This is a genomic window from Acinetobacter sp. UBA2581, assembly GCF_002339435.1.
GTDB lineage: Bacteria > Pseudomonadota > Gammaproteobacteria > Pseudomonadales > Moraxellaceae > Acinetobacter > Acinetobacter variabilis.
The window spans coordinates 1-23,291 of sequence record NZ_DDLD01000080.1; the positions used below are offsets into that span (position 1 = coordinate 1).

At 43.9% G+C, this 23,291-nt stretch carries 20 protein-coding genes, 1 pseudogene and 1 riboswitch; of the genes and pseudogenes, 15 read left to right on the top strand and 6 right to left on the bottom strand.

The genetic code is table 11. The annotated features are described in order from the left end of the window. Positions 1 to 58: 58 nt before the first annotated feature. Positions 59 to 970, bottom strand: coding sequence for an alpha/beta hydrolase (locus B3Q46_RS09855; RefSeq protein WP_180034292.1), 912 nt, complete (start codon positions 968 to 970; stop codon positions 59 to 61). A gap of 155 nt (positions 971 to 1,125) precedes the next feature. Here B3Q46_RS09855 and B3Q46_RS09860 point away from each other — a divergent pair, with 155 nt between their 5' ends. Continuing rightward, entirely contained in the window at positions 1,126 to 1,563 is a 438-nt protein-coding gene (locus tag B3Q46_RS09860) for a DUF2147 domain-containing protein (RefSeq protein WP_004781465.1), read from the top strand. Between the two features lie 85 nt (positions 1,564 to 1,648). Here B3Q46_RS09860 and B3Q46_RS09865 read toward each other — a convergent pair whose 3' ends face one another. Together B3Q46_RS09865 and B3Q46_RS09870 are read right to left on the bottom strand one after the other, a co-directional pair. After that, positions 1,649 to 1,999, bottom strand: coding sequence for a Spx/MgsR family RNA polymerase-binding regulatory protein (locus tag B3Q46_RS09865; RefSeq protein WP_286715075.1), 351 nt, complete (start codon positions 1,997 to 1,999; stop codon positions 1,649 to 1,651). Positions 2,000 to 2,472: 473 nt separating this feature from the next. Beyond that, positions 2,473 to 3,291, bottom strand: a complete 819-nt coding sequence (locus B3Q46_RS09870) for an exodeoxyribonuclease III (protein WP_286715127.1) — start codon at positions 3,289 to 3,291, stop codon at positions 2,473 to 2,475. A gap of 41 nt (positions 3,292 to 3,332) precedes the next feature. On the opposite strand from B3Q46_RS09870, the gene pyrE reads away from it, so the two are divergent. Then, complete coding sequence (gene pyrE, locus B3Q46_RS09875; protein ID WP_286715078.1) at positions 3,333 to 3,983, top strand: orotate phosphoribosyltransferase; 651 nt, start codon at positions 3,333 to 3,335, stop codon at positions 3,981 to 3,983. A gap of 417 nt (positions 3,984 to 4,400) precedes the next feature. Beyond that, positions 4,401 to 4,712, top strand: coding sequence for a hypothetical protein (locus B3Q46_RS09880; protein ID WP_004781472.1), 312 nt, complete (start codon positions 4,401 to 4,403; stop codon positions 4,710 to 4,712). Positions 4,713 to 4,834: 122 nt separating this feature from the next. Here the strand turns inward: B3Q46_RS09880 and B3Q46_RS09885 are convergent, their stop codons facing one another. Next, entirely contained in the window at positions 4,835 to 5,029 is a 195-nt protein-coding gene (locus B3Q46_RS09885; protein ID WP_005232702.1) for a DUF3565 domain-containing protein, read from the bottom strand. 130 nt (positions 5,030 to 5,159) lie between these two features. Between B3Q46_RS09885 and gshB the strand changes: the two genes are divergently transcribed. Continuing rightward, the gene (gene gshB / locus B3Q46_RS09890) at positions 5,160 to 6,107 is read left to right on the top strand and encodes a glutathione synthase (protein ID WP_286715083.1); all 948 of its coding nucleotides are present in this window, start codon (positions 5,160 to 5,162) and stop codon (positions 6,105 to 6,107) included. Between the two features lie 43 nt (positions 6,108 to 6,150). Here the strand turns inward: gshB and B3Q46_RS09895 are convergent. After that, positions 6,151 to 7,351 (bottom strand): annotated as a pseudogene (locus B3Q46_RS09895) (CynX/NimT family MFS transporter). Positions 7,352 to 7,761: 410 nt separating this feature from the next. Here B3Q46_RS09895 and murG point away from each other — a divergent pair. From murG to lpxC, 7 genes are all read left to right on the top strand, one after another. Then, a complete protein-coding gene (gene murG / locus B3Q46_RS09900) occupies positions 7,762 to 8,859 on the top strand; it encodes an undecaprenyldiphospho-muramoylpentapeptide beta-N-acetylglucosaminyltransferase (protein ID WP_286715085.1) in 1,098 nt (365 codons plus the stop codon). A 12-nt stretch (positions 8,860 to 8,871) separates the two neighbouring features. After that, positions 8,872 to 10,320 (top strand): UDP-N-acetylmuramate--L-alanine ligase, encoded by a 1,449-nt coding sequence (murC, locus tag B3Q46_RS09905; protein WP_286715088.1) that lies wholly within the window; start codon positions 8,872 to 8,874, stop codon positions 10,318 to 10,320. Positions 10,321 to 10,373: 53 nt separating this feature from the next. Beyond that, the gene (locus B3Q46_RS09910; RefSeq protein WP_286715091.1) at positions 10,374 to 11,303 is read left to right on the top strand and encodes a D-alanine--D-alanine ligase; all 930 of its coding nucleotides are present in this window, start codon (positions 10,374 to 10,376) and stop codon (positions 11,301 to 11,303) included. 3 nt (positions 11,304 to 11,306) lie between these two features. Beyond that, positions 11,307 to 12,161, top strand: coding sequence for a cell division protein FtsQ/DivIB (locus B3Q46_RS09915; RefSeq protein ID WP_286715094.1), 855 nt, complete (start codon positions 11,307 to 11,309; stop codon positions 12,159 to 12,161). Positions 12,162 to 12,232: 71 nt separating this feature from the next. After that, a complete protein-coding gene (ftsA, locus tag B3Q46_RS09920; RefSeq protein WP_034170249.1) occupies positions 12,233 to 13,495 on the top strand; it encodes a cell division protein FtsA in 1,263 nt (420 codons plus the stop codon). A gap of 159 nt (positions 13,496 to 13,654) precedes the next feature. Beyond that, entirely contained in the window at positions 13,655 to 14,842 is a 1,188-nt protein-coding gene (ftsZ, locus tag B3Q46_RS09925) for a cell division protein FtsZ (RefSeq protein ID WP_004781488.1), read from the top strand. 126 nt (positions 14,843 to 14,968) lie between these two features. After that, positions 14,969 to 15,871 carry a UDP-3-O-acyl-N-acetylglucosamine deacetylase gene (gene lpxC, locus B3Q46_RS09930; protein ID WP_286715098.1) on the top strand — a complete coding sequence of 301 codons (903 nt, stop codon included), beginning with the start codon at positions 14,969 to 14,971 and terminating at the stop codon, positions 15,869 to 15,871. Between the two features lie 99 nt (positions 15,872 to 15,970). Here the strand turns inward: lpxC and B3Q46_RS09935 are convergent, their stop codons facing one another. Further along, on the bottom strand, positions 15,971 to 16,411 hold the full coding sequence (locus B3Q46_RS09935) for a DciA family protein (RefSeq protein WP_004781492.1): 441 nt from the start codon (positions 16,409 to 16,411) through the stop codon (positions 15,971 to 15,973). A gap of 110 nt (positions 16,412 to 16,521) precedes the next feature. Here B3Q46_RS09935 and B3Q46_RS09940 point away from each other — a divergent pair, with 110 nt between their 5' ends. The 4 genes from B3Q46_RS09940 (at position 16,522) to B3Q46_RS09955 (ending at position 23,177) form a co-directional block, all read left to right on the top strand. Next, the gene (locus B3Q46_RS09940; RefSeq protein ID WP_286715100.1) at positions 16,522 to 17,211 is read left to right on the top strand and encodes a M23 family metallopeptidase; all 690 of its coding nucleotides are present in this window, start codon (positions 16,522 to 16,524) and stop codon (positions 17,209 to 17,211) included. 350 nt (positions 17,212 to 17,561) lie between these two features. Beyond that, the gene (gene aceE, locus B3Q46_RS09945; RefSeq protein WP_286715102.1) at positions 17,562 to 20,264 is read left to right on the top strand and encodes a pyruvate dehydrogenase (acetyl-transferring), homodimeric type; all 2,703 of its coding nucleotides are present in this window, start codon (positions 17,562 to 17,564) and stop codon (positions 20,262 to 20,264) included. A 2-nt stretch (positions 20,265 to 20,266) separates the two neighbouring features. Beyond that, positions 20,267 to 22,294, top strand: a complete 2,028-nt coding sequence (locus B3Q46_RS09950; RefSeq protein WP_286715104.1) for a 2-oxo acid dehydrogenase subunit E2 — start codon at positions 20,267 to 20,269, stop codon at positions 22,292 to 22,294. An 89-nt stretch (positions 22,295 to 22,383) separates the two neighbouring features. Then, a riboswitch (yybP-ykoY riboswitch) is annotated at positions 22,384 to 22,525 on the top strand. Between the two features lie 73 nt (positions 22,526 to 22,598). Then, on the top strand, positions 22,599 to 23,177 hold the full coding sequence (locus B3Q46_RS09955; RefSeq protein WP_261635168.1) for a TMEM165/GDT1 family protein: 579 nt from the start codon (positions 22,599 to 22,601) through the stop codon (positions 23,175 to 23,177). Positions 23,178 to 23,291: the final 114 nt, after the last annotated feature.

A 23,291-nucleotide genomic window follows, 5' to 3' on the forward strand; every position in this document is an offset into this window, starting at 1 on the left:
AAAATTGTGGGACAGCAATGAGCAATTGCTGACCTTTTTTATGGCTTCTTCTAAATTTCTAGTCTCGATCTAGACGATGAGCAAACTCTGAGAGATCCGCCAGCGCTTGTCGAGCCTCTTCAAACCAGGCACTAAACATCTGAAAATTATGCCACATGCCGGTATATAACTTGAATTCAACCTCGACACCCGCCTGTTCCGCTTTTTCCTTGAAGCGTGTGGCATCATCCAGCAGAATCTCTTTAGATCCCACCTGTATATGTATCGGCGGCAAACCACTGAGATCGGCAAAAAATGGGGAAATCTCTGGATCGCCACGATCCATTGCACTCGGTACATAATACTCAATCCCGGTTTTCAGGGTTTCAATCGACAGCAGGGCATCATGTTTCTGATTATAGCGTAGTGATTCACTGGTCAGGGTCAGATCAAGGAAAGGGGAAAGTAGAATTAGCCCACTCACTTGGGGCAGGCCTTCCTGCTGTAATTTGAGTGCCAATGCCAACGCCAGATTAGCACCACACGAATCTCCGGACAGAATAATATCCTTAGCCTGAATGCCCTGATCTAATAACAGATTATAGACATCAAATAGGGCCTCCAAAGGTTCAGGATAAGCAGATTCAGGAGCCAGAGGATAATCAATATGCAGTACCTGCATCTGGGTGCGAGCGGCAATCTGGGTCATAAAGGCACGATGGGTATTTAAGGAACCGAGATAAAAAGCACCACCATGAATATGGAAAATCAGCTGGCTGGATTCCTGCTGTGGTTTGATTTCCTCGGCATGTACACCTGCCAGCCGGAGCGAACGGATTTGTACGGACTTATCTTGCGGAAAAATCTTGCACATCTGCTCCAGTGCGACCCGTAAGGAGCTTGGAGGAAGATTGAACCGACTAGGCGCGCGGATGGTCGCTTTTAAAAGACTTTCTGTAATTAATTGTTTCGTCACGGGGCTCATCTTCATCTTCTTTCCATCTTTTTCTGCTTTTATTGATTATGTTGATTATTTACCAACAATGTTTACAAGGTTACACTAAATAGTCACAGGTAAAAATTGCAAAAATGTTGTGACTTTTTAATACTACATCGGTCTATCTCAGACTAGGGAAATGAAGAAAAATGAAAAAAATTACGCTAATGTTAGGACTACTCGGCTTATCTGCGCTGGCCAATGCTGCAGATCCTTTAAATGGTACCGTTTGGAAAACGATTGACGACGAAACCAAACAACCAAAGGCTATAGTAAAATTTACTGAGCAAAAAAATGGGACATTATCTGCAAGCATCCAATCGGTATTAACACCGGGTGAAGAAAATGCTTGTACAAAATGTGAAGGTCCGTATCACAATAAATCGCTGAAAGGTTTGACGATTGTGAAAGGCCTGAAAAATACAGGCGGAACCAGCTATGACAGTGGTTCGATCCTAGATCCAAAATCTGGTAAAACTTACAAATTGAAAGGCAACCTGACAGATGGTGGCAAGAAGCTTGAGCTACGCGGTTATATCGGCGTGTCTGCTTTAGGTCGTAACCAGACCTGGATTCGTGCCAAATAACGGATCAGAACCGTTCTCTAAAAACTACCATAAAAAAAGCCTGACCTCTGTCAGGCTTTTTTTATTCTTCCCGTTTATCGAACGATTAGTCTTTTAACTCTCGATAAGCGGCTTCGTCAAAACCAGCGATAAAACCAGTTGCGGTCTGTAATATCGGACGTTTGATTAAGCTGGTATGAGTAGTTAAAGTGGTAATCAGATTATTTTCATTGGCAAGCGCATTTTCCTGCTCTTCAGTAGTAAGTTTACGCCAGGTGGTGCCTTTCTTATTCAGGACTACATCCTGACCCAAGGCATCCAGCCAGGTTTTGATGGTTTCAGCATCGATGCCCTGTTTTTTATAATCATGAAATTCATAACTCAGACCTTGCTCAGTCAGCAGATCAAAGGCTTTCTTCATCGAACTACAATTTTTAATTCCGTAAATTTTTAACATAGCTGCCATCTAAAAAATTTAAATCATGAACTAGCTTAACCAAATTGGCAGCAGCAGACCATGCAAAAGCAAATGAAAAAAAGGAAAAAATTTTAAATAGCAGAAAAGTCATGTCATCAAAATGACATCAAGCAGCTTTAATATGAGCAGCAAGAAAAAGAACAATCTAAATAATAAGAAAAATAAAAATTTGGGAATGATAGAAAGAGAAAACCCGCATTTAATCATCCTGATCATGCGAGTCTCAATCCAACGTCCAATGTCACATCCATGCAAAACAAGCTAAATCTATAGTCTGTTTTATTTTCGTCCTACGGCGTCCTGTCCTTATGTTGTCGTCCTGACATGTCCTTGTGCCGTAGCGCTATAATGCTATGTTATTACATTGAGATAAACCCAAAAAATACGTCATGTCATGTAAGAGATAAGCCTTAATTGAGTGAACAACTGTTCACTCAATCTTTAGGTCAGTTTTAGATTTTATAGTCAATAATTACGGGTGCATGGTCACTAAACCATTCATCTTTATAGACCCAGGCATTTACAGTACGGTCTTTCCAGTCCGGGGAACAGGCCTGATAGTCAATCCGCCAGCCCACGTTCTTGGCACGGGCTTGCCCGCGATTTGACCACCAGGAATACAGTTCGGCTTCTTTACGGACTTCACGGAACGTATCGACATAACCCAGTTCATCATAGATATGATCAAGCCACGCACGTTCATGCGGTAAGCAGCCCGATGCTTTCTGATTACCGGACCAGTTTTTAATATCGATACGTTTATGCACGATGTTGTAATCACCACAGACAATGATGGATTTGTCTTCATCGCGCCATTGTTTCAGGATTTTTGCATATTCTTCCAGAAAGTGATCTTTACGTGCCTGCGCTTCATCGCCCGAAGAACCTGAAGGTAAATACAGGGAACAGATATGCGCTGTTTTTTCCAGACCCAAGTCAAATTCTGCCGAGATAAAACGGCCTTGAGAATCAGCTAGTTCAAAACCCAGCCCATCGGTAATCGAAACAAAAGGCAGACGGCTGTAAATCGCTGTACCGGCATAACCCGGACGCTCGGCAGGGAACAGGTGAGTATACCAGCCTTCAGGCTTGAATTTGTCAGTCCACTGCGCATGGGTAATCCGGCTTTCCTGCATGCAGATCACATCGGCATCAGACTGTTCGATCCACTCTAACAAGCCCTTGCTGACAGAGGAACGTAAACCGTTGACATTAATTGAAACGACACGAAGAATTTTTTGATCACCTGGATAGCTACTCTTTGGTATCATGCGCAAGTCTTACCCTTAATTAATGGATTTAGGAGCACCTCATGTCAACGCCAGCTCAGTTTAACCCGCAAGCTTTTATCGAACTCGCATTATCACGTGGTGTGCTTAAATTTGGTGAGTTTACTTTAAAATCAGGACGTGTGAGTCCTTATTTTTTTAATGCTGGCTTGCTCAATGACGGTGAAGCCTTGTCATTACTGGCTTCTGGCTATGCTGCAAAATTAACTGGATGTGACAATGTTGAAGTGATTTTTGGACCAGCATACAAAGGCATTCCTTTTGTAGCAGCTACAGCAGTGGCACTGTCTCAAAATCATGGCGTAAGCGTGCCGTGGGGCTTTAACCGTAAAGAAGCCAAAGATCACGGTGAAGGTGGTGTGCTGGTAGGTGCTTCAGTTGCAGGAAAAAAAGTCTGGATCATTGATGATGTGATCACAGCTGGTACTGCGATTCGTGAAGTGGTCACTATCCTGAAAAATGCTGGTGCACAAATTGCAGGTGTACTGGTTGCTCTTGACCGTCAGGAAAAAGGTCAAGGTGAATTATCCGCCATTCAGGAAGTGCAAAAAGAACTAGAAATCCCAGTACATGCACTGATTACCATGAAAGATTTAATGAATTACCTAGATGCAAAAGGCGATAATGATGCATTGGCGAAGATGGAAGCTTATCGTGTGAAATACGGAATCTAAGACCTGATTCACCAGATAAAAAGTAAAGTCTTAGTAATCTAAGGCTTTACTTTTTATGGGAAGAAAAATTCTGTTCAGGCGACTGTATTTGAAAGAAATAATAAGATAGAAATTTTGATCTAGATAAACTTTAAATTCGATAAGTTATATTATCTTCTTCAAAATTAAATTCTATCTAAATATTCTTCTCAATATATAAATCTTGATCAAAATTTTTCTATCAAAAAAGAACAATATTTTTAAAAGAAACTCATTAAAGCATGAATTAAACCTCATAAAGTCTCCTTACAAATAAAATGAATAAGATAGTTATGATCATTGTTTAAAAATTGTAATCCGTCTATATTAAAATAAACATTAAGTAATTAATTATAAGAATTTCATAATTTTAATTAATTTAAAATAAGAGTGCTAGGAATGGATTACTGGAACAGTGTTTTATTTGTATCGATTATAATGGTGGTAGGTTTAGCCATTATTGTCATGCTAGTGGGCTACAAGATGTGGAAAAACCTAGTGGTGACTTTACTAATCTCTACAACAATTGGTTTTCTGATTATATGTACTATTAACTTTATCTTTGGGGAAAATTTGCATTTGCCTTGGATTCCCGATCAGAGCTGGCATCATAAAATCACCTTGGAAATTGCCCTGATGAGTTTACTGATTGGTGGGGTCAGTACCTTTATTATTATGCTGGGAACCATGATTTCGAAAAATAATCGTTAAATTATAAAATTAGATGCATTTGCAAACAAGGTATTATTATTTTTTATTCAGGTTTTTAATCAATTTTATATCAAGATAAAATACTTAGGGTGAGTATATATACTGATTTGATTTAGAAGATATTAATCTTCGTGTATTTCACATTTTTTGCAGTCCAATAAGACGCCCAGTTTTTCTTTACGGCCTTGTTCGGTCATGACCCAAGGACGGTTTTGCCAAGGTGGATCATGCCGCACATGCTGACCATGACCACAGGTCAGTTCAGCGACCCAATGATTTTCTTCATCCAGATGAAAGCCGACAATTGCCTGCTGCATGATAAATGCTCTTGTTGATTAAAGTATTTAAGCATTTATACAAAATTAGTCATGCAAAATCACCATAAACAAAAGAAACTGCACAGGCTATACTCCTTGCTAATGTATTTTTAAGAAAGAGCACACAGACATGCGCGTACTTGTTGTGATGGATCCCATCGAAAATGTAAACCTAAAAAAAGATTCAACCATGGCCATGTTGTGGGCAGCTGCACGCCGTGGACATGAACTCGGTTATGCATTACAGCAAGATTTATATATCGACCAAGGTAAGGCCTTTGGTCTGATCTCGCCTTTGCAGGTATTTGAAGACTATAACCATTACTACGAACTGGGTGAAAAGAAAAAAGAGTCGATTGCGGCTTATGACGTGGTGCTGATGCGTAAAGATCCGCCATTCGATATGAACTTTGTTTATACCACTTATATTCTGGAACAGGCAGAACGTGAAGGAGCATGGATTATCAACAAACCGCAAAGCCTGCGTGACTGCAATGAAAAGCTGTTTGCTACTCAGTTCCCGCATCTGCAAGTTCCGACTTTGGTAACGTCGCAACAAAGCCTGATCCGTGAATTTTTAAAAGAGCATGTTGATGTGATTGTAAAACCATTGGATGGTATGGGCGGTACCGGAATTTTCCGTCTCTATCAGGATGGTATCAATATTGGCTCTACTATTGAGATTCTGACCAACAATGGTAACCAGCCGATTATGGCACAGCGTTATATTCCTGAAATTGTAGAAGGGGATAAGCGTATCCTGATGATCAATGGCGAACCAGTGCCGTATTGTCTGGCCCGTATTCCGCAAAATGGTGAGGTACGCGGCAATCTGGCGGCAGGTGGTTTAGGCCAAGCACGTCCATTAACTGAGAATGATAGAGCTATTGCAGCGCAAGTGGGTCCTTATCTCAGAGAAAAAGGCTTGGTATTTGTTGGTCTGGATGTGATTGGCAATTATGTCACTGAAATTAACGTGACCAGTCCAACCTGTATCCGTGAAATTGATACCCAGTTTGGTACCTCCATTGCAGATGATCTGTTTGATGTACTGGAAGCCGGTCTGGATCAAGCCTAAGCTTTCAATAAATAAAAAAAGAGTCTCATCTGAGGCTCTTTTTTTATTGGGCATAACGCTTGAATAAAAGCAAGGTCATTAAGATTCCTAATATAGAAAGGCTGGCGGTAACTGCCGCGATATAAGCCCAATTCTGTGTAGTCGAAACTAGTGCTGCCTCAAAGGCGGCACAAAAAATTGAGCACAGGCTGAAAGCTGTAAAACCAGATCCACACTGGCTGCTGCGGCATTGGCACGCGGGGCATGCTGCAAAGTAATGGCAAAAACAGTGGTCGGTATAATTCCACCAATCAGTGAAAACAGTACAGCACTTATAAACTGTAAGTCGAACATGAGCCATGAACTGGCTGCAAATGCCAGAAAGCTGCTGCACAGCATAGCTATAAATCCGGTGCTGAATAGCGTCTGGGGTTTCCAGCCACGTTGTAACAACATACCTGTACCAAAAGTGCCGCCCAGATTAGCAAGTACTACGATTGAAACCAGAACGCCTGCAACTTTTAAATCAATGCCGTGTTCGACGTACATGCTGGGCAGGAACCCGGTCACGGTAATCCACTGACTGGTATAACAGGCAAAAATAATAGCTAAACACAGAATGGGGGATGGGTGAGGGTAACTTTGATAATCTGCCAGAATGAAGTATTTGACGGTACTGGTTGAGTAGTCGTGTTGGGTGTAAATGTGGCTGAATCTATTTGTAGGTACCGTTTAATGATGCCTGCAATGACCAAGCATAGACTGCCGAGAATGGCCCAAATATTTTGCCAGCTCAGGTATTCGAGTAAAACAGGAATACTAAAAACAGCCAGACTGACACCCACGCCCATATAGGAATTCCAGAGTCCCATTTTAAAATTCAGTGTTTCAGGCCGGCTGATCCGTTTTACAATTGCAGGCGCACACAAGGAAATAGTTAAAAATCCAATCCCTTCGGTAAAGCGGAAGAAATATAAGGCTGTGGGATGCTGAATCCAGAGGCCAGCGATACTGCTCAGTCCTAAAATGATTAATGCCAAAATCAGGCAGCGCTTTAACCCCACTTTTTCCGAAAAAGCACCAATACAAAGGGCAAACAGCATCCCGGCCCCTTGCACTAAAGATAGAGAAAACCCGGCTTGTGTAAAACTTAAGCCTAAATCCTGTTGCAGAATGGGAGTAACAGCAGACAGTTTACCGACATGCATGGCCGCCAGATAACCGGCTAAAATAATCCATAAGTCACGAATTGATATTTTTGACATCTATAATGCTTGAATCCATTTAAGGAATATACAGATCAATTTGAAAAAATTTATTTAGATATAGGAATAACATAAAATTTTATTCAGATTTATATGATTTAGGCATAAGTTAATAGGATGAATTAAATGGAAAAATGGACAGTAAATAGTGAAAAATATATAGATTTAGGGGATAGCTAAAAAAAGATCAAATAAAAAATATTCAAAAATTATGCTTATATTTCACTTAAGTCTAAGGAAAAATGCAGACCTTATAATAAAACTAGTTTAAACTTTAAATTAGTATGAAAAAAACAATGAAACGCTTGTTGAAATAAGGTAAATAAACTTTCAAGGGCAAGCGTTTGTGATTACAATTGATGACTTAAATTAGACCTCCTGTTTCATTTTTAAAATTGAAGAATTAGACCGTGACCGACGCTCAGCAAAAACAGCTTAAACATGTCATGATGATGGCCGCAGGTACGGGTGGACATGTGTTTCCAGCGTTAGCCGTTGCAAAAGATTTACAACAACAAGGAATCGAAGTGTCCTGGTTGGCAACACCAGCAGGCATGGAAAACCGATTATTAAAAAACCATAATATTCCAATTTATCAAATCGATATTCAAGGTGTGCGTGGCAATGGTTTTGTGCGTAAAGCCTTGGCCCCCTTTAAAATTCTAAAAGCCACTCTTAGTGCCATGAAGCATATGAAACAGCTCAAAGTCGAAGCTGTTGCAGGCTTTGGCGGTTATGTGGCAGGACCGGGTGGTCTGGCAGCGCGGATCCTAGGTATTCCTGTAATTATTCACGAGCAAAATGCAGTCGCGGGTTTTACCAATACCCAGTTGTCACGGGTCGCTAAAATAGTATGTCAGGCTTTTCCTAATACTTTTCCGGCACAAGATAAAGTGGTGACCACTGGTAACCCTGTACGTAAAGAAATTACAGAAATTTTAAATCCGTCCTGGCGTTATCAGGAGCGGGAAAAAGCTGGCCAGCCGCTACGAATTTTAATTGTTGGTGGTTCACTTGGGGCACAAGCCTTAAATGAACGCGTGCCGGAAGCCTTGAAACAGTTGAATGTGCCGTTAAATGTCTATCATCAGTGTGGTCAAAATCATGCTGAAGCAACGCGCGCACGTTATGCAGACAAACCAGCCTCCTTGCAGGTTGAAGTTCAGCCTTTTATTGAAGATATGGCTCAAGCTTATAGCGATGCCGATCTGGTCATTTGCCGTGCCGGTGCATTGACGGTTACTGAAATTGCAACTGCTGGCGTAGCTGCAATTTTTGTACCGCTACCAAGTGCAGTTGATGACCATCAGACTGCGAATGCCAAATTCTTGGCCAATCAGCAGGCAGCCAAAATCTGTCCACAGGCCACTTTGACGCCAGACAGTTTAAAAACCTTATTAGAGCCGATGCTTGACCGTCAGGTATTGATGGAAATGGCGGTAAAAGCACGCCGTCAGGCTCAACCCGATGCGACCCAGCATGTGGTCCGTTTAATTCAAGAATTGTAATCCGAGTAAATTATGTCTCCAGTAACCCCAGCAGACCAAGCAAAGAAATTAATTAAAGTCCCGGAAATGCGCCGGATCAAGCATATCCATTTTGTAGGGATTGGTGGTGCAGGGATGTGCGGGATTGCAGAAGTACTGAAAAACCAGGGGTATAAAGTTTCTGGTTCAGACATCAAAGCCTCTAAAACTACGGCTCAATTAGAAGAAAATGGTATCAAGGTCTATATCGGCCATGCAGCCAGCAACATCAAAGGTGCCAATGTCATCGTGGTATCTACCGCGATTGATAAGGAAAACCCGGAAATCAAGGCAGCCCTTGAAACCCGTACACCGGTAGTCCGCCGTGCAGAAATGCTGGGTGAGCTGATGCGCTACCGTCACGGGATCGCGGTTGCAGGCACTCACGGTAAAACCACAACCACCAGTCTGATCACTTGTATGTTAGCAGAAGAAAATCTGGATCCAACTTATGTGATCGGCGGCTTGCTGAACCGTACTGGTGTGAATGCCGCTTTGGGTGCGAGCCGTTATATCGTGGCAGAAGCCGATGAGTCAGATGCATCATTCCTGTATCTAGAACCAATGGCTGCCGTGGTAACCAATATTGATGCTGACCATATGGATACTTATGGGGGTAGCTTCGATGTCTTGAAAGACACCTTTATCCAGTTCCTGCAAAAACTGCCATTCTATGGTTTGGCGGTTGTGTGTGGTGATGATGCCAATATCCGTGAAATCATGCCGCGTATTGGTCGTCCATTACTGACTTATGGTTTTAATGAAGACAATGACATTCGTGCTGTCGATGTTGTACAGGAAGGTATGCGCAGCCACTTTACCGTATTACGTAAAGATCGTGAGCCGCTACGTGTTGCTGTAAATCAACCGGGTCTGCACAATGTACTCAATGCCTTGGCTGCAATTGGTATTGCGACAGATGAAGGCGTATCCGATGCAGCTATTTGCCGCGCACTGGAAGGCTTTAGTGGCGTAGGTCGTCGTTTCCAGGTACAAGGCCAATTCGAGCTTGAAGGCGGTGATGTGAAACTGGTCGATGACTATGGTCACCATCCAAAAGAAGTAGAAGCCACTATTAAAGCCGCTCGTGCCAGCCATCCAGATCGCCGTCTGGTGATGATGTTCCAGCCGCACCGTTTTAGCCGTACCCGTGACTGTTTTGATGACTTCGTAGAAGTGCTTTCACAAGTCGATCAACTGCTCTTACTTGAAGTGTATCCGGCAGGGGAAAAGCCAATTGTAGGTGCAGATAGCCGTGCATTGGCTCGTAGTATTCGTTTACGTGGGGAAGTTGAACCAATTCTGATTGATCCGGTTGAGGGGAACCTGAGCCAAGTGATGAAAAAGGTATTGCAAGCAAATGACTTGTTATTAACCCAAGGCGCAGGTAATGTTGGAGCAATCTCAATCGAACTTGCTCAAAATCATTTATATGTAAAGTAAAATAGTCATGTTATGACTAATTGAACAGATTCAAAAAGTTTAAGGATATAAACGTGTCAAATGCTTCAAAATTCGGAAAAGTTGCCGTATTGCTGGGTGGTAAATCTGCAGAGCGTGAGGTTTCGCTAGATAGTGGAACCGCCGTACTTGAGGCATTAGTGCGTTCTGGGATCAATGCAGAAGCGTTTGATCCACAAGAGCGTAGTGTTACCGAGCTGGTAAATTATGATCGTGCGTTTGTGGTATTGCATGGTCGTGGCGGTGAAGACGGCCAGATTCAGGGTGCGCTGGAATGGTTGAATATTCCATATACCGGTACAGGCGTACAGGGTTCTGCCATTGGTATGGATAAAGTCAAAACCAAACAGGTTTGGCAGGGTTCAGAATTACCTACTGCGCTATACCGGATCGTGACCAAAAACTCGAATGCTCAAGAAATTGTATCTGCTCTAGATTTACCGCTGATCATTAAGCCTGTACACGAAGGCTCAAGTATTGGCATGAGTAAAGTTGAAAAAGTAGAAGACTTTGCCGATGCGATTGCCAAAGCGACTGAACATGATGCCGTGGTTATGGCAGAGAAATGGATCACAGGCCGTGAATTTACCATTGTGATTCTGAATGGTCAGGCTTTACCTGTCATTCGTCTGCAACCGCCAGAAGATGTGGCTTTCTATGACTATGAAGCTAAATATCAGCGTAATGATGTGGAATATGGCATTCCATGTGGCTTGAGCGAATCTGAAGAGAAAGAATTGCAAGCCTTGGCCCTACGTGCTTTCCAGGCAGTGGGTGCAAGTGGCTGGGGCCGTATTGATGCAATGCAGGATGAACAGGGCAAATTCTGGTTACTGGAAGTGAATACAGTTCCGGGTATGACCAGTCATTCTCTGGTACCAAAAGCGGCAGCAGCCGTCGGCTATAGTTTTGATGCGCTCTGTGTAGCGATTCTGGAACAAACATTAAACGGTGCGGCACACTAAGTTATGGCTCAACTCCCAGCAACCATGCGCCGTAAACGTGCTGCGATTACCTCAATTCACGACAAGCCGCCGACACGCAAAGAAAAACTGACCAACCTGGGTGGTTGGGCCTTGTTGTGTGTCGCGCTGGTGGTGCTGGCTTTTGGGATTTTTGGCCTGTACAAGGTGATGACTGATGCTCAGGTAGCAGAGCTGAAAGTGGCAGGAACGCGTTCAACAGCTGAAGAGCGCCAGGTCATGCAGTACGTATCACCGATTGTGACTGAAAACTATTTCACTTCGAACCTGGAATCGATTCGTGACCGCGCACTGGAATTGTCCTGGGTGGACCGTGTGGTGGTATCTCGTGCCTGGCCAGACAAGATTCATGTCCGGGTAATGCCGCATCATGCTATTGCCCGATGGGGTACAGGACGACTGCTGAGTGATAGTGGCATTATTTTCACTGAAGTCAGTCCTAAAGATTATTCAGCTTTACCGTTGCTGCATGGACCCTCTACTCATGCAAATACCATGATGCGACGTTATAATGAAATCAACCAGTTATTTTTACCACAAGGTATTCGTTTAAAAGAATTATATTTAACTGAACGAATGACATGGTTTATGCAGTTTGATTCAGGTTTGCGTGTGATTGTCGATAAAGACCAGACCATGAGCAAATTGCAACGTTTGAGTCATCTGTCCTATAGCGAACTAAAACCGGTATGGTCAAAAATTTCAGCGATTGACCTGCGTTATCGTAATGGATTGGCGATTCAATGGAAAAATTCAATTCCGCCTAAAATTGTAAATGGTCAATTTATTGTAACCATTAATGACACGGGCGTTGAGAATAATGTAACAGTAAAGCCATAATGACCGGCTTTAAAAACTAGAGGCCTTATAAAGCCATAAATCTAACAAACACGTAATGGTAGTAGTTAATAATGAGTGAAGCTGTTCCCTCGGTTGTGGCGATTGACATTGGGACACACAAAGTTTCAGTTTTGATTGGTAAGGTACACGCGCCAGACAATATCCAAGTGATTGGGATGGCGACCGCTCGTAACCGAGGCATGAATAAAGGAAAAATTGTCAGTCTCGATAAAGTCATTACCGCCATTAAAAACGCCGTACAAGAAGCGGAAGATATGGCTGAATGTCGTGTGCATTCTGCGTGGATTTCGATCCCAAGTGCTGAATTAAAAAGCTTTTATGCCTCGGGTCGTACCACCATTGATAATAGTGAACATTCAATTACGACCAGTGAAGTGGTGCGGGCACTTGAGCTGGCCAAAGCCAGTCATGTCACCTCAGATCACTATCTGGTCAGTGCGGTGCCTTTAGGCTTCGAGCTGGATGATGCACCGGAATGGGTACTCAACCCGATCCGTATGTCGGCACATAGCATGACCGGGCATTATCATTTGATGATGTTACCGATCAGCACCATGCAGAATATTGACCGCGCTTTAAAAGGGGCCAATATCGGTGTGGAGAAAATGGTGGTGTCCTGTCTGGCTACCGCTGAAGCCAGCCTGCTCAAAGATGAAAAAGAATATGGCGTGTGTCTGGTGGATATCGGTGCGGGAACCACCAATGTCGCTGTTTATCTGGATGGCCGTCTGGCGCTAACCCATACCATTCAGCGTGGTGGTGAGCATGTCACCCGTGATATTGCAGCGGTTTTACAGACGACTACAGAAGAAGCAGAACGTCTGAAATTGCTCTATGGCTGTGTTGACCTGAAAGTGGTTAAACCAGAGCATATGATTCAGTTCCAGGGCATTGATGGACCACAAACTATCAGCCGGATTGAACTGACTGAAATTATCATGGCACGTTATGAAGAAATCATGGGTCTGGTGCGTGATGAACTGGTGAACCATGGCGCAATGCAGGGCCTTTATCATGGTGTGGTGCTGACTGGTGATGCCAGTCAGATTGAAGGTATGGTCAGCTTTGTACGTCGTACCTTGGGTGTGTCCGCGCATCTGGGCAATCCGCCGGTACAGGTCTATGCAGATGAACAGCACCAAGCAGCTTTACGTCGTTCCCAGTACGCAACAGTGGCTGGTTTGCTGATGTTTAGCCAGAGTGATACCCAGGAAACCCTCGTTGAAACTGAAGACGGGGATAAGTTATCAGTTACACAGCGCATTAAACGGGCATGGTCAGGTTTTAACGAAACGTTAAAAGCGATCTTTTAAGCGATTTTTATTGTGAATATTGTTGGGAAGTTGTAGTTAATCGGGCTTGTACTTGACAAGTGCCTGCTTGAGCAGCATTCTTAAAAACAATTTTTATCAAGATTAAGGCAGTATACGGGCTTAGTGACTGCCAATTATGAATTAGGAATTTTATAGGTCATGGCCTCATTTGAATTTTTCGAAGAAGATCATAGCGATAGCAATGGTCAAGCCCGTTTCACTGTATTTGGTGTAGGTGGTGCGGGTGGTAATGCTGTACAGCATATGTTGCAGTCCGATATCCAGGGCGTAAAGTTCGTCTGTGCCAATACAGACAAACAGGCACTGGATCGCATGGAAGCCGAATTTAAAATTCAGCTGGGCGAGCAAAGTACACGTGGTCTGGGTGCTGGAGCAAATCCACAGGTCGGTCAAGCGGCAGCAGAAGAAAGCCGTGAACTGATCCGCCAGCAGCTTGAAGGTACCGATATGGTATTCGTTACTGCCGGTATGGGTGGCGGTACAGGTACCGGTGCTGCGCCAGTCGTTGCTGAAATTGCTAAAGAAATGGGTATCTTGACTGTTGGTGTGGTGACTACGCCATTCAACTTTGAAGGTAAACGCCGTTTGCAATCTGCCGAGAAGGGGATTGAAGCGCTAGAACAGCACGTAGATTCTCTGATCATCATTCCAAACCAGCGTCTATTGAAAGTCTTCCGTGATATTTCAATGAAGGATGCGTATAAAAAAGCGGATGATGTACTGTTGAATGCGGTACGTAGTATCTTTGATCTGGTGGTTCGTCCTGGTCACATTAACCTTGACTTCGCCGATCTGAAAACTGCAATGAGTACACGTGGTTATGCCATGATGGGTGTAGGCTTGGGTCGTGGTGAAAACCGTGCACGTCAGGCAGCAGAGCAGGCGATTCGCAGCCCATTACTGGATAACGTCACCATCATGAATGCCAAAGGTATTCTGATTAACGTGACTGGCGGTGATGACGTAACCTTCGGTGAAATTGAAGAAATTACTGATGTTGTAAACCAGATCGTGGATCTGGACGAAGGTCAGGTCTTCTACGGTACAGTATTTGATCCGGATGCACGTGATGAAATCAGTGTAACTGTGATTGCGACTGGTTTGACTCGCCATGCTGCAGATTCGGTTGAGCCAACTAAACGCGCGAATGTACAGGCAGCACGTCCATCATCATCCCCGGCAGTAGTTGAAGATGATGATGTACCGGCAATTCAGCGTCAGCAAAATGAAGCAGGTGCAGCAGCTAATCCTGCAGCTTCAGTTTCTAGCCCACGCCCAACACCAATGAGCATCCAAGATTACCTTAAAAATCAACAGCGTAAGTAATATGTAACAGCATGTGTTTACGATGATTGCACAGAAAAGGTGGCTTTAGAGCCACCTTTTGTTTTTTATCAATGGCCAAATATGCTAACGTATAGCGGTTTTATTGGTGAACAGATGATAAAAAGCATGTTGAAACAACGTACCCTGCAACGTATCGTGAAAGCGAGCGGAATCGGTCTTCATAGTGGGCAGAAGGTTATGATTAACTTTGTGCCACACCACGCCGATGGGGGCATTGTGTTTCGTCGTATTGATCTGCATCCACCTGTCGATATTCCTGCGGATGCCCTATTGATCCAGGAAGCCTTCATGTGTTCAAATCTGGTTCAGTCAAATGCCAAAGTCGGTACGATCGAGCATGTGATGAGCGCCATTGCGGGACTGGGCATTGATAACCTGATTATTGAAGTGTCAGCTTCAGAAGTTCCTATTATGGATGGTAGTGCCGGACCTTTCATTTATCTGCTCATGCAGGGCGGCTTGCAAGAACTAGATGCACCAAAGAAATTTATTAAAATTATTAAACCTGTTGAAGCCCTGATCGATGATAAATGGGCAATTTTTAGCCCACATGACGGCTTTCAGCTAAATTTCACTATTGATTTTGATCATCCTGCCTTCAAAAAAGAACATCAGTCTGCCAGCATCGATTTTTCTACAGAAACCTTTGTTTATGAGGTCAGTGAAGCGCGTACATTTGGCTTTATGAAAGACCTTGACTACTTGAAAGCCAATAATCTGGCTTTGGGTGCAAGCTTGGAAAATGCGATCGGTGTAGATGAAACCGGCGTGGTCAATGAAGAAGGTTTGCGTTTCTCGGATGAGTTTGTACGTCACAAGATTCTGGATGCAGTGGGGGATTTATACCTGCTAGGCCACCAGATTATTGCCAAATTTGATGGCTACAAATCAGGGCATGCTTTGAATAACCAACTATTGCGTAACGTGAAAAGTGTCCCAAGCAGCTATGAAATTGTAACATTTGATGACGTAACTCAATGTCCAATTAGTTATGTAACTATGACATAAGTCCTTGTCTTTGTGTCTTTGTGTTATAACTTAGCCGCATCTAATGTGATACCTGTCACATAAAAACAACATTGGAATTTATTACATCTCATTGCAATGTTACTTTTTATTGCTTGCCAAACGTAGTAAAGCTTGGCTAAGCTTAGGGTCGCTTATAAAGTCAGCAGCACCGCGGAGTAATTCCTGTGTTTCTGGACTCAAGGCTCTTTCAGATTTTTCTGGAACCGGTTGAACAGGGGATGGATTCCTTAAGCAAACCTGGATTTTAGTGAGATCTTTTAATTCGTTTATTTGAGAGAGTTGTGAGATGTATTGCTTTTGAAGATAGGCCAATTGAGAAATCATGGCTTGGTTTTCACCGGTAATCGTTAACACACCATTTTGATAGCAGGCAACTTGCCATTGTTCGGGTTGAGGCAATAGCGGTTGTACGAGTTTCGTAAGCTTCTGCCATGCAGAAACTTGTGATGAGAGAAACGAAAAGTTTCCTGTTTTTATCTGTTTTCTTGTTTTTTGAAAAACGTTGACAGGTTCCGACATACATAATTCCTACATGTTTATGTCTTAATCTTATGCGCTTCTTAAAGTGGATATCAAGGAAGAGATCTTCAAGAAACTCGATTAGCAGTTTAGAGAGGTTTTTTATGCATATGCCTATGCGACGTATCCTATTGGCATTTTCTATTTCGGTTTCAGCTGCTTCAGTAGCTTTTGCAGATTTAGTAGATCTGAATCAACAAGATGCTACACTTGACCGTCTTGAGCAGTTAACACGTACTTTATCGCAGGGTTCTTATACCCATCCTGAAGATATTGATATTCCCGCACAAACCAAATTAAATGTTCAGCTACGTGAAAAACCGGTTGAACTGAATAATCAGACCATTGCCCAAAAATATGGCAATTCTTCATCCAGCAAAGTTGCATCTTCAAATAACCCTTATTCATGGCTAGTGGCTCATCCATTACCAGACATGAAACGTGTCAGCTCAAGTTTCGGTGGTCGTACCATGGGTGGCCGTGCTGAAAATCACTCAGGCCTGGATCTGGCTGCTGCAAGCGGTACACCGATCTACGCAACTGGTCCTGGTATCGTAACCAAATCGGGTTGGGGTACAGGTTATGGTCAGTATGTCGAAATTAACCATGGTAATGGATACCTTACTCGTTATGCCCATGCTTCACGCTTGATTGCACGTGTGGGAGATCAGGTGCAAGCCGGTGATCATATTGCGAATGTAGGTTGTACAGGTCGTTGTACAGGTCCTCATCTACACTATGAAGTAGTAAAAGACGGTCAACGTAAAAATCCTTCAACTTATTTAGCAATGTTACCTTAAACGTAGCTTTGCTCAAAATAACTGAAATACTTTAATGCGTCTGATACTTGATACTCATAAAATATCAATCAAACCGCTTTTAAGGCAATTAGGCTGAACATTTCTTCTAGGGAGTAGAGAAGGAGTTCGGTCTAATTGCTTTTAGATATTATATTATCACCGAGAATTATAACTGTCGTATAAAAAATCGCCATCATTGACTTCTTTTTGTTACTTTGTGTAATAAAGTGTCAATGGATATTTAGATAATAAATAGTACTCCAGAACCGCATTCAGCCAGAGCCATACCTGCATAAGCCGTAAATATGATACATATAAGTGATCAATTTGGCTTTCAGGAACTGTAGATTATGGCGTTTTATGGAGATACCGACGCTCAAGAAACCCAAGAATGGCAAGACGCTTTTGACTCCGTTTTGCAGCACATGGGAACCGAGCGCGCCGCCTTTTTACTTGAAAAACTTTATCAACGCGCAATTGCCAAACATGTTCCTATTCAGCGTTTAAATACTCCCTACTTAAACACTATTTCTGTAGAAGAACAACCTGCGATGCCGGGCGACCAGGATATGGAGCGCCGTATTCGCGCGCTGATCCGCTGGAATGCTTTGGCAATGGTGCTTCGCGCAAATAAATCCGGTGATGACCTGGGTGGTCATTTGGCCAGCTTTGCTTCATCTGCCACTTTATATGATGTGGGTTTTAACCATTTCTTCCGTGCCAATAACGACAGCTTCGGTGGCGACCTGATTTACTATCAAGGTCACTGTGCACCGGGGATTTATGCCCGCTCATTTTTAGAAGGCCGCTTAACTGAAGAGCATCTCAATAATTTCCGTCGTGAAGTCGGCGGTAAAGGCCTGCCTTCTTATCCTCATCCTTACTTGATGCCAGACTATTGGCAGTTCCCGACGGTATCGATGGGTCTCGGTCCAATCATGTCGATCTATCAGGCTCATATTCAAAAGTACCTGATGAACCGTGGCCTGATTAAGGAAGAAGACCGTAAAGTCTGGGCCTATCTGGGCGATGGCGAAATGGATGAGCCGGAAAGCTTAGGCGCGATTTCACTGGCGGGTCGTGAGAAGCTGGACAACCTGATCTGGGTGGTGAACTGTAACTTGCAGCGTCTAGATGGTCCGGTACGTGGTAATGGCAAGATCATTCAGGAACTTGAGTCATTATTTCGTGGTGCTGGCTGGCGCGTGATTAAAGTTGTCTGGGGTCGTCATTGGGATCCGCTACTGGATAAAGACAAATCTGGTGCACTCAAAGCGATTATGGAAGAAGCAGTAGATGGTGATTACCAGCGCTACCAGGTGAAAGGTGGTGCCTACGCACGCGCACATTTCTTTGGTAAATATCCAGAAGCAGAAGCTTTGGTTAAAGACCTGAGCGATGAAGATATTGATAATCTGAACCGTGGTGGTCATGACCCGTACAAAGTCTTTGCTGCCTATGCAGAAGCGACCAAGGCCAAAGGTCAGCCAACGGTGATTCTGGCAAAAACCGTAAAAGGTTATGGTCTGTCTGATGAAATTGAAGCAGTGAATAAGACGCACCAAATCAAGAAAATGCAGCTGGAATCATTGAAATACGTACGTAACCGTTTCAACCTTCCTTTTACTGATGAACAACTGGAAGAAATCCCATTCTACCGCCCAAGTGAAAACTCGCCTGAAATTAAATACATGAAGGCACGCCGTGAGGCACTGGGTGGTTATCTGCCAGCACGTCGCAAAGAAAGCGAATCTTTACCGATTCCTGAGCTTTCTATTTTTGATGCTGTGTTCAAAGGTTCAAATGGTAAAGAACAGTCCACCACCATGGTCATGGTTCGCCTCATCTCTGCCTTATTAAAAGAGAAAGCGATCAAGGACCGTGTGGTCCCGATTGTTCCGGATGAAGCACGTACTTTTGGTCTGGAAGGGATGTTCCGTCAATTGGGGATCTATGCAGCGCATGGTCAACAATATACCCCTGAAGATCAGGAACAGTTGATGCATTACCGTGAAGCCAAAGACGGTCATATGTTACAGGAAGGGATTAACGAAGCCGGTGCAATGAGTGCATGGGCAGCCTTGGCGACCAGTTATTCAACCAATAACTTGCCAATGATCCCGATGTACATGTACTACTCAATGTTTGGCTTCCAGCGTATTGGCGATATTGCCTGGGCAGCAGGTGATGCACAGGCGCAAGGTTTCTTGTTGGGTGCAACCGCTGGCCGTACTACCTTAAATGGTGAGGGCCTGCAGCATCAGGATGGTCATTCACACATTCTGGCCAATACCATTCCGAACTGTGTCTCTTATGACCCGTGCTTTGGCTATGAGCTTGCCGTAATCGTGCATGATGGTCTGCAGCGTATGTATGTGAATCAGGAACGTGTGTTCTATTATCTGACCTTGATGAACGAAAACTACGAACATCCACCAATGCCACAAGGTGCAGAAGAAGGCATCAAGCGTGGTATGTATCTGCTGGAAGAAGACGAAAAGGCGACGGTTCAGTTGATGGGTTCAGGCGTTATTCTGCGTGAAGTCATCAAGGCCGCAAAAATCCTGCGTGAGGAATATCAGATTCATGCCAATGTCTGGAGTGTGACCAGCTTTAACGAACTGGCTCGCGATGGTATGGCATGTGAAGAATATAACCGCCTGCATCCATTGGCTGAAGAAGCGAAAGAGCCATGGGTATCTCAGCAGTTACGTGACAAGGACGGTATTGTGGTATCGGCCACCGATCACATGCGCGCCTATAGTGAACAGATCCGTGCCTATCTTCCAGACAGTCGTCCGTTCGTAGCCTTGGGTACCGATGGTTATGGTCGTTCAGATACACGTGGCAATCTGCGTAGCTACTTTGGTGTCGATGCTGCGCATATTGTCGTGGCAACCCTGAAGAAACTGGCAGATGAAGGTGAAGTCGATGCACGTTTAGTGAAAGACGCGATCTCTAGCTTTGAGTTAGATACTGATCGTCCGGTGGCTTGGGCACCTCAGGCGACTCCTGAATTGCATCCAGTTGCTGACTACAAAGAGGAGAACTAATCATGCAAATTACGACTCCAGATATTGGTGTAGATAAGGCAACTGTGGCAGAAATCCTGGTGAAGGTGGGTGACATCATCGCTGTAGATGAAAGTATTGTGCTGCTGGAATCAGATAAAGCCTCTGTTGAAGTGCCAAGCACTTCAGCAGGTGTAGTTAAAAGCATCCTGATCAATCAGGGTGATGAAGTATCTGAAGGTACTGTCCTGATCGAACTGCAGGCTGAAGATGATGCCGGTACGGTAGAAAGTCAGGAAACTGATGCTGCTGACAAAACTTCGGAAAATACCCCAACTGAATTGCCTGATGAGGAAATCCTGCAGGAAGTGGCGACACATCAGCTTAAAGCCTCTAGTCAAAATGAACAGTCCTCTCAATCGACTTCTACATCTACTGTAGAAGTGAAGTTGCCGGATATTGGCGTAGAAAAGGCCTTGGTGGGTGAAATTCTGGTTCAGGTTGGCGATGAAGTTGAAGTTGATCAAAGCCTGGTCGTGGTTGAATCTGATAAAGCGACAGTTGAAGTACCAAGTACGGTTGCTGGTACTGTAGAGGCGATTCATATTCAGGGGGGCGATTCAGTCAAAGAAGGAGTGCTGATTCTGACAGTGAAAACTACAGATTCGGCACCAGCTGCTGAGCAAGCAGCGCCTCAAGCGGAAGAAAAGCCAAAAGCTCAAGCAACACCTGAAGTCAAAACTGAAACAGCACCCCAACAGGCGGCATCCCCTGCAGGCGATATTGAAGTAAAAGTACCTGACTTGGGTGTAGACAAGGCAGCTGTAGCAGAAATTCTGGTACAGGTCGGTGATACGGTGGAGAAAGACCAGAGCATCATCGTGGTCGAGTCAGATAAAGCGACAGTAGAAGTGCCAAGCACGACTGCCGGAGTGATTAAGGCGATTCATGTTGAGCTGGGCCAGAATGTTTCTGAAGGCGTGGCACTGATTACGATTGAAGCTGAAGGACAGGCATCACCTGCTGCTCCAGCGGAAAAATCAGAAGCACCTGCAGCTAAAGCTACGCCTGCACCAGCCGCAGCGCCAAAAGCTGACACTGCTGCTGTGACGCCTGAAATGCATAGTGCAGACAAGCTTAGCAAAGAGCAGAATGCTGCCAATGCCAAAGTTTATGCGGGTCCTGCTGTGCGTAAACTGGCTCGTGAACTGGGTGTGGTATTGGCAGAAGTGAAAGCTTCTGGCCCGCATGAGCGTCTAATGAAAGAAGACCTATTTGCGTATGTGAAAGATCGTCTGACTGCACCGCAAACAATAGCTGCACATGCGGCAGCTGCAGCTCCTGCAGGCTTGCCAAAACTGCCTGATTTCAGTGCTTTTGGTGGGGTAGAAGAGAAAGCTTTGACGCGTCTGCAACAGGTTTCGATTCCGCAGTTATCGCTAAATAACTACATCCCACAAGTGACCCAGTTTGATGCAGCAGACATCACTGAGCTGGAAGCTTGGCGTAATGAGCTGAAAGGCAACTTCAAGAAAGAAGGTATTGGCCTGACCATTATGGCTTTCATTATCAAGGCTGTGGCTTATCTTCTCAAAGAAGAGCGCGAGTTTGCCGGTCACCTGTCTGATGACGGTAAATCGGTATTGCTACGGAATGAGATCCATATGGGCATTGCGGTTGCGACACTACATGGTCTGACTGTTCCTGTATTACGTAACCCGGACCAGAAGTCGATTAAGCAGATTGCTATTGAGCTGGGTGAGTTAAGCCAGAAAGCGCGTGACAAGAAATTGTCACCTAAAGATCTGCAAGGGGCGAATTTTACCATTACCAGCTTGGGTTCAATTGGTGGTACAGCATTTACGCCGTTGGTGAATTGGCCACAAGTGGCGATACTGGGTATTTCTCCAGCAACTATGCAACCGGTATGGAATGGTGAGGGCTTTGATCCACGTCTGATGCTGCCATTGTCGTTATCTTATGATCATCGGGTAATTAATGGTGCAGATGCTGCACGCTTTACCAATAAGCTGACCAAGCTATTAAAGGATATTCGTACGCTCTTGATCTGATTCATGAATGTTTAAAAATAAAGACCCTGCTTCGGCAGGGTTTTTTTAATATGACAATTTGTAAATATAAACACGGTTGGCTATAATGGGCGCACTTCATTGGGGAGTAGCCGCCTTTTGCGCAAAGCAGAAGGGTGATGGTCAACATATTTGCTCAACAGGGCATGGTCATCATAGCAAAGAACCAAATGAGCTTCTCGAAGCTTTCTTTTGTTGGCAAGACCTTTGATTTACCACTCTGCAGATATGGCTGGCAGGAGGGGTGAGTCATAGGTATGTAAATTGCTGGCCAGAGAAACACATCATGCTTTCTGCTTTTCTGATCTCATTAGCTGTTGTTGCCTTATCTGAAATGGGCGATAAAACGCAACTGCTTGCTTTATTACTTGCCGCACGTTTTCGTAAACCTGTTCCAATTCTCTTCGCAATCTTTTTGGCGACAGTCGTCAACCATGGCGTTTCCGCAGTCTTAGGTCAATGGATCACCACAGTGCTTAGCCCAACAGTCTTGCTGTGGATTGTATCGCTTGGTTTTATTGCGATGGCGGTGTGGATGTTAATTCCCGATGAATTGGATGATGAATCAGAAAGTATCAATAAATGGCAAAAATATGGGGTATTCGGTGCCACATTTGTGTTGTTTTTCTTGGCAGAAATCGGAGATAAAACTCAAATTGCAACAGTCGCTTTAGCCGCGCGCTTTGACAGTATTGGTTGGGTCACTTTGGGTACTACGATCGGTATTATGTTGGTAAATGCACCAGCGGTATTTATTGGTAATAAATTGGCAGAAAAATTACCAATTTCGCTCATTCATAAAATTGGCGCTTTGGTTTTCTTAATAATTGGTCTGGCAACATTGGCACAACACTATTTATTTTGAGTGTTAAAGATATCGTAAATCCTGAGCTAATTGCTCGGGATTTTTTGCCTAAAAATATGACTTAATTAACTGATATTATAGATAATATTGATCTGATTTTTATTGTAAGTTTCT

Coding starts and splice junctions, on each gene's coding strand:
- B3Q46_RS09855 (WP_180034292.1), bottom strand. CDS start 970: ATGAAGATGAGCCCCGTGACGAAACAATTAATTACAGAAAGTCTTTTA.
- B3Q46_RS09860 (WP_004781465.1), top strand. CDS start 1,126: ATGAAAAAAATTACGCTAATGTTAGGACTACTCGGCTTATCTGCGCTG.
- B3Q46_RS09865 (WP_286715075.1), bottom strand. CDS start 1,999: ATGTTAAAAATTTACGGAATTAAAAATTGTAGTTCGATGAAGAAAGCC.
- B3Q46_RS09870 (WP_286715127.1), bottom strand. CDS start 3,291: ATGATACCAAAGAGTAGCTATCCAGGTGATCAAAAAATTCTTCGTGTC.
- pyrE (WP_286715078.1), top strand. CDS start 3,333: ATGTCAACGCCAGCTCAGTTTAACCCGCAAGCTTTTATCGAACTCGCA.
- B3Q46_RS09880 (WP_004781472.1), top strand. CDS start 4,401: ATGGATTACTGGAACAGTGTTTTATTTGTATCGATTATAATGGTGGTA.
- B3Q46_RS09885 (WP_005232702.1), bottom strand. CDS start 5,029: ATGCAGCAGGCAATTGTCGGCTTTCATCTGGATGAAGAAAATCATTGG.
- gshB (WP_286715083.1), top strand. CDS start 5,160: ATGCGCGTACTTGTTGTGATGGATCCCATCGAAAATGTAAACCTAAAA.
- murC (WP_286715088.1), top strand. CDS start 8,872: ATGTCTCCAGTAACCCCAGCAGACCAAGCAAAGAAATTAATTAAAGTC.
- B3Q46_RS09915 (WP_286715094.1), top strand. CDS start 11,307: ATGGCTCAACTCCCAGCAACCATGCGCCGTAAACGTGCTGCGATTACC.
- ftsA (WP_034170249.1), top strand. CDS start 12,233: ATGAGTGAAGCTGTTCCCTCGGTTGTGGCGATTGACATTGGGACACAC.
- ftsZ (WP_004781488.1), top strand. CDS start 13,655: ATGGCCTCATTTGAATTTTTCGAAGAAGATCATAGCGATAGCAATGGT.
- lpxC (WP_286715098.1), top strand. CDS start 14,969: ATGTTGAAACAACGTACCCTGCAACGTATCGTGAAAGCGAGCGGAATC.
- B3Q46_RS09935 (WP_004781492.1), bottom strand. CDS start 16,411: ATGTCGGAACCTGTCAACGTTTTTCAAAAAACAAGAAAACAGATAAAA.
- B3Q46_RS09940 (WP_286715100.1), top strand. CDS start 16,522: ATGCCTATGCGACGTATCCTATTGGCATTTTCTATTTCGGTTTCAGCT.
- aceE (WP_286715102.1), top strand. CDS start 17,562: ATGGCGTTTTATGGAGATACCGACGCTCAAGAAACCCAAGAATGGCAA.
- B3Q46_RS09950 (WP_286715104.1), top strand. CDS start 20,267: ATGCAAATTACGACTCCAGATATTGGTGTAGATAAGGCAACTGTGGCA.
- B3Q46_RS09955 (WP_261635168.1), top strand. CDS start 22,599: ATGCTTTCTGCTTTTCTGATCTCATTAGCTGTTGTTGCCTTATCTGAA.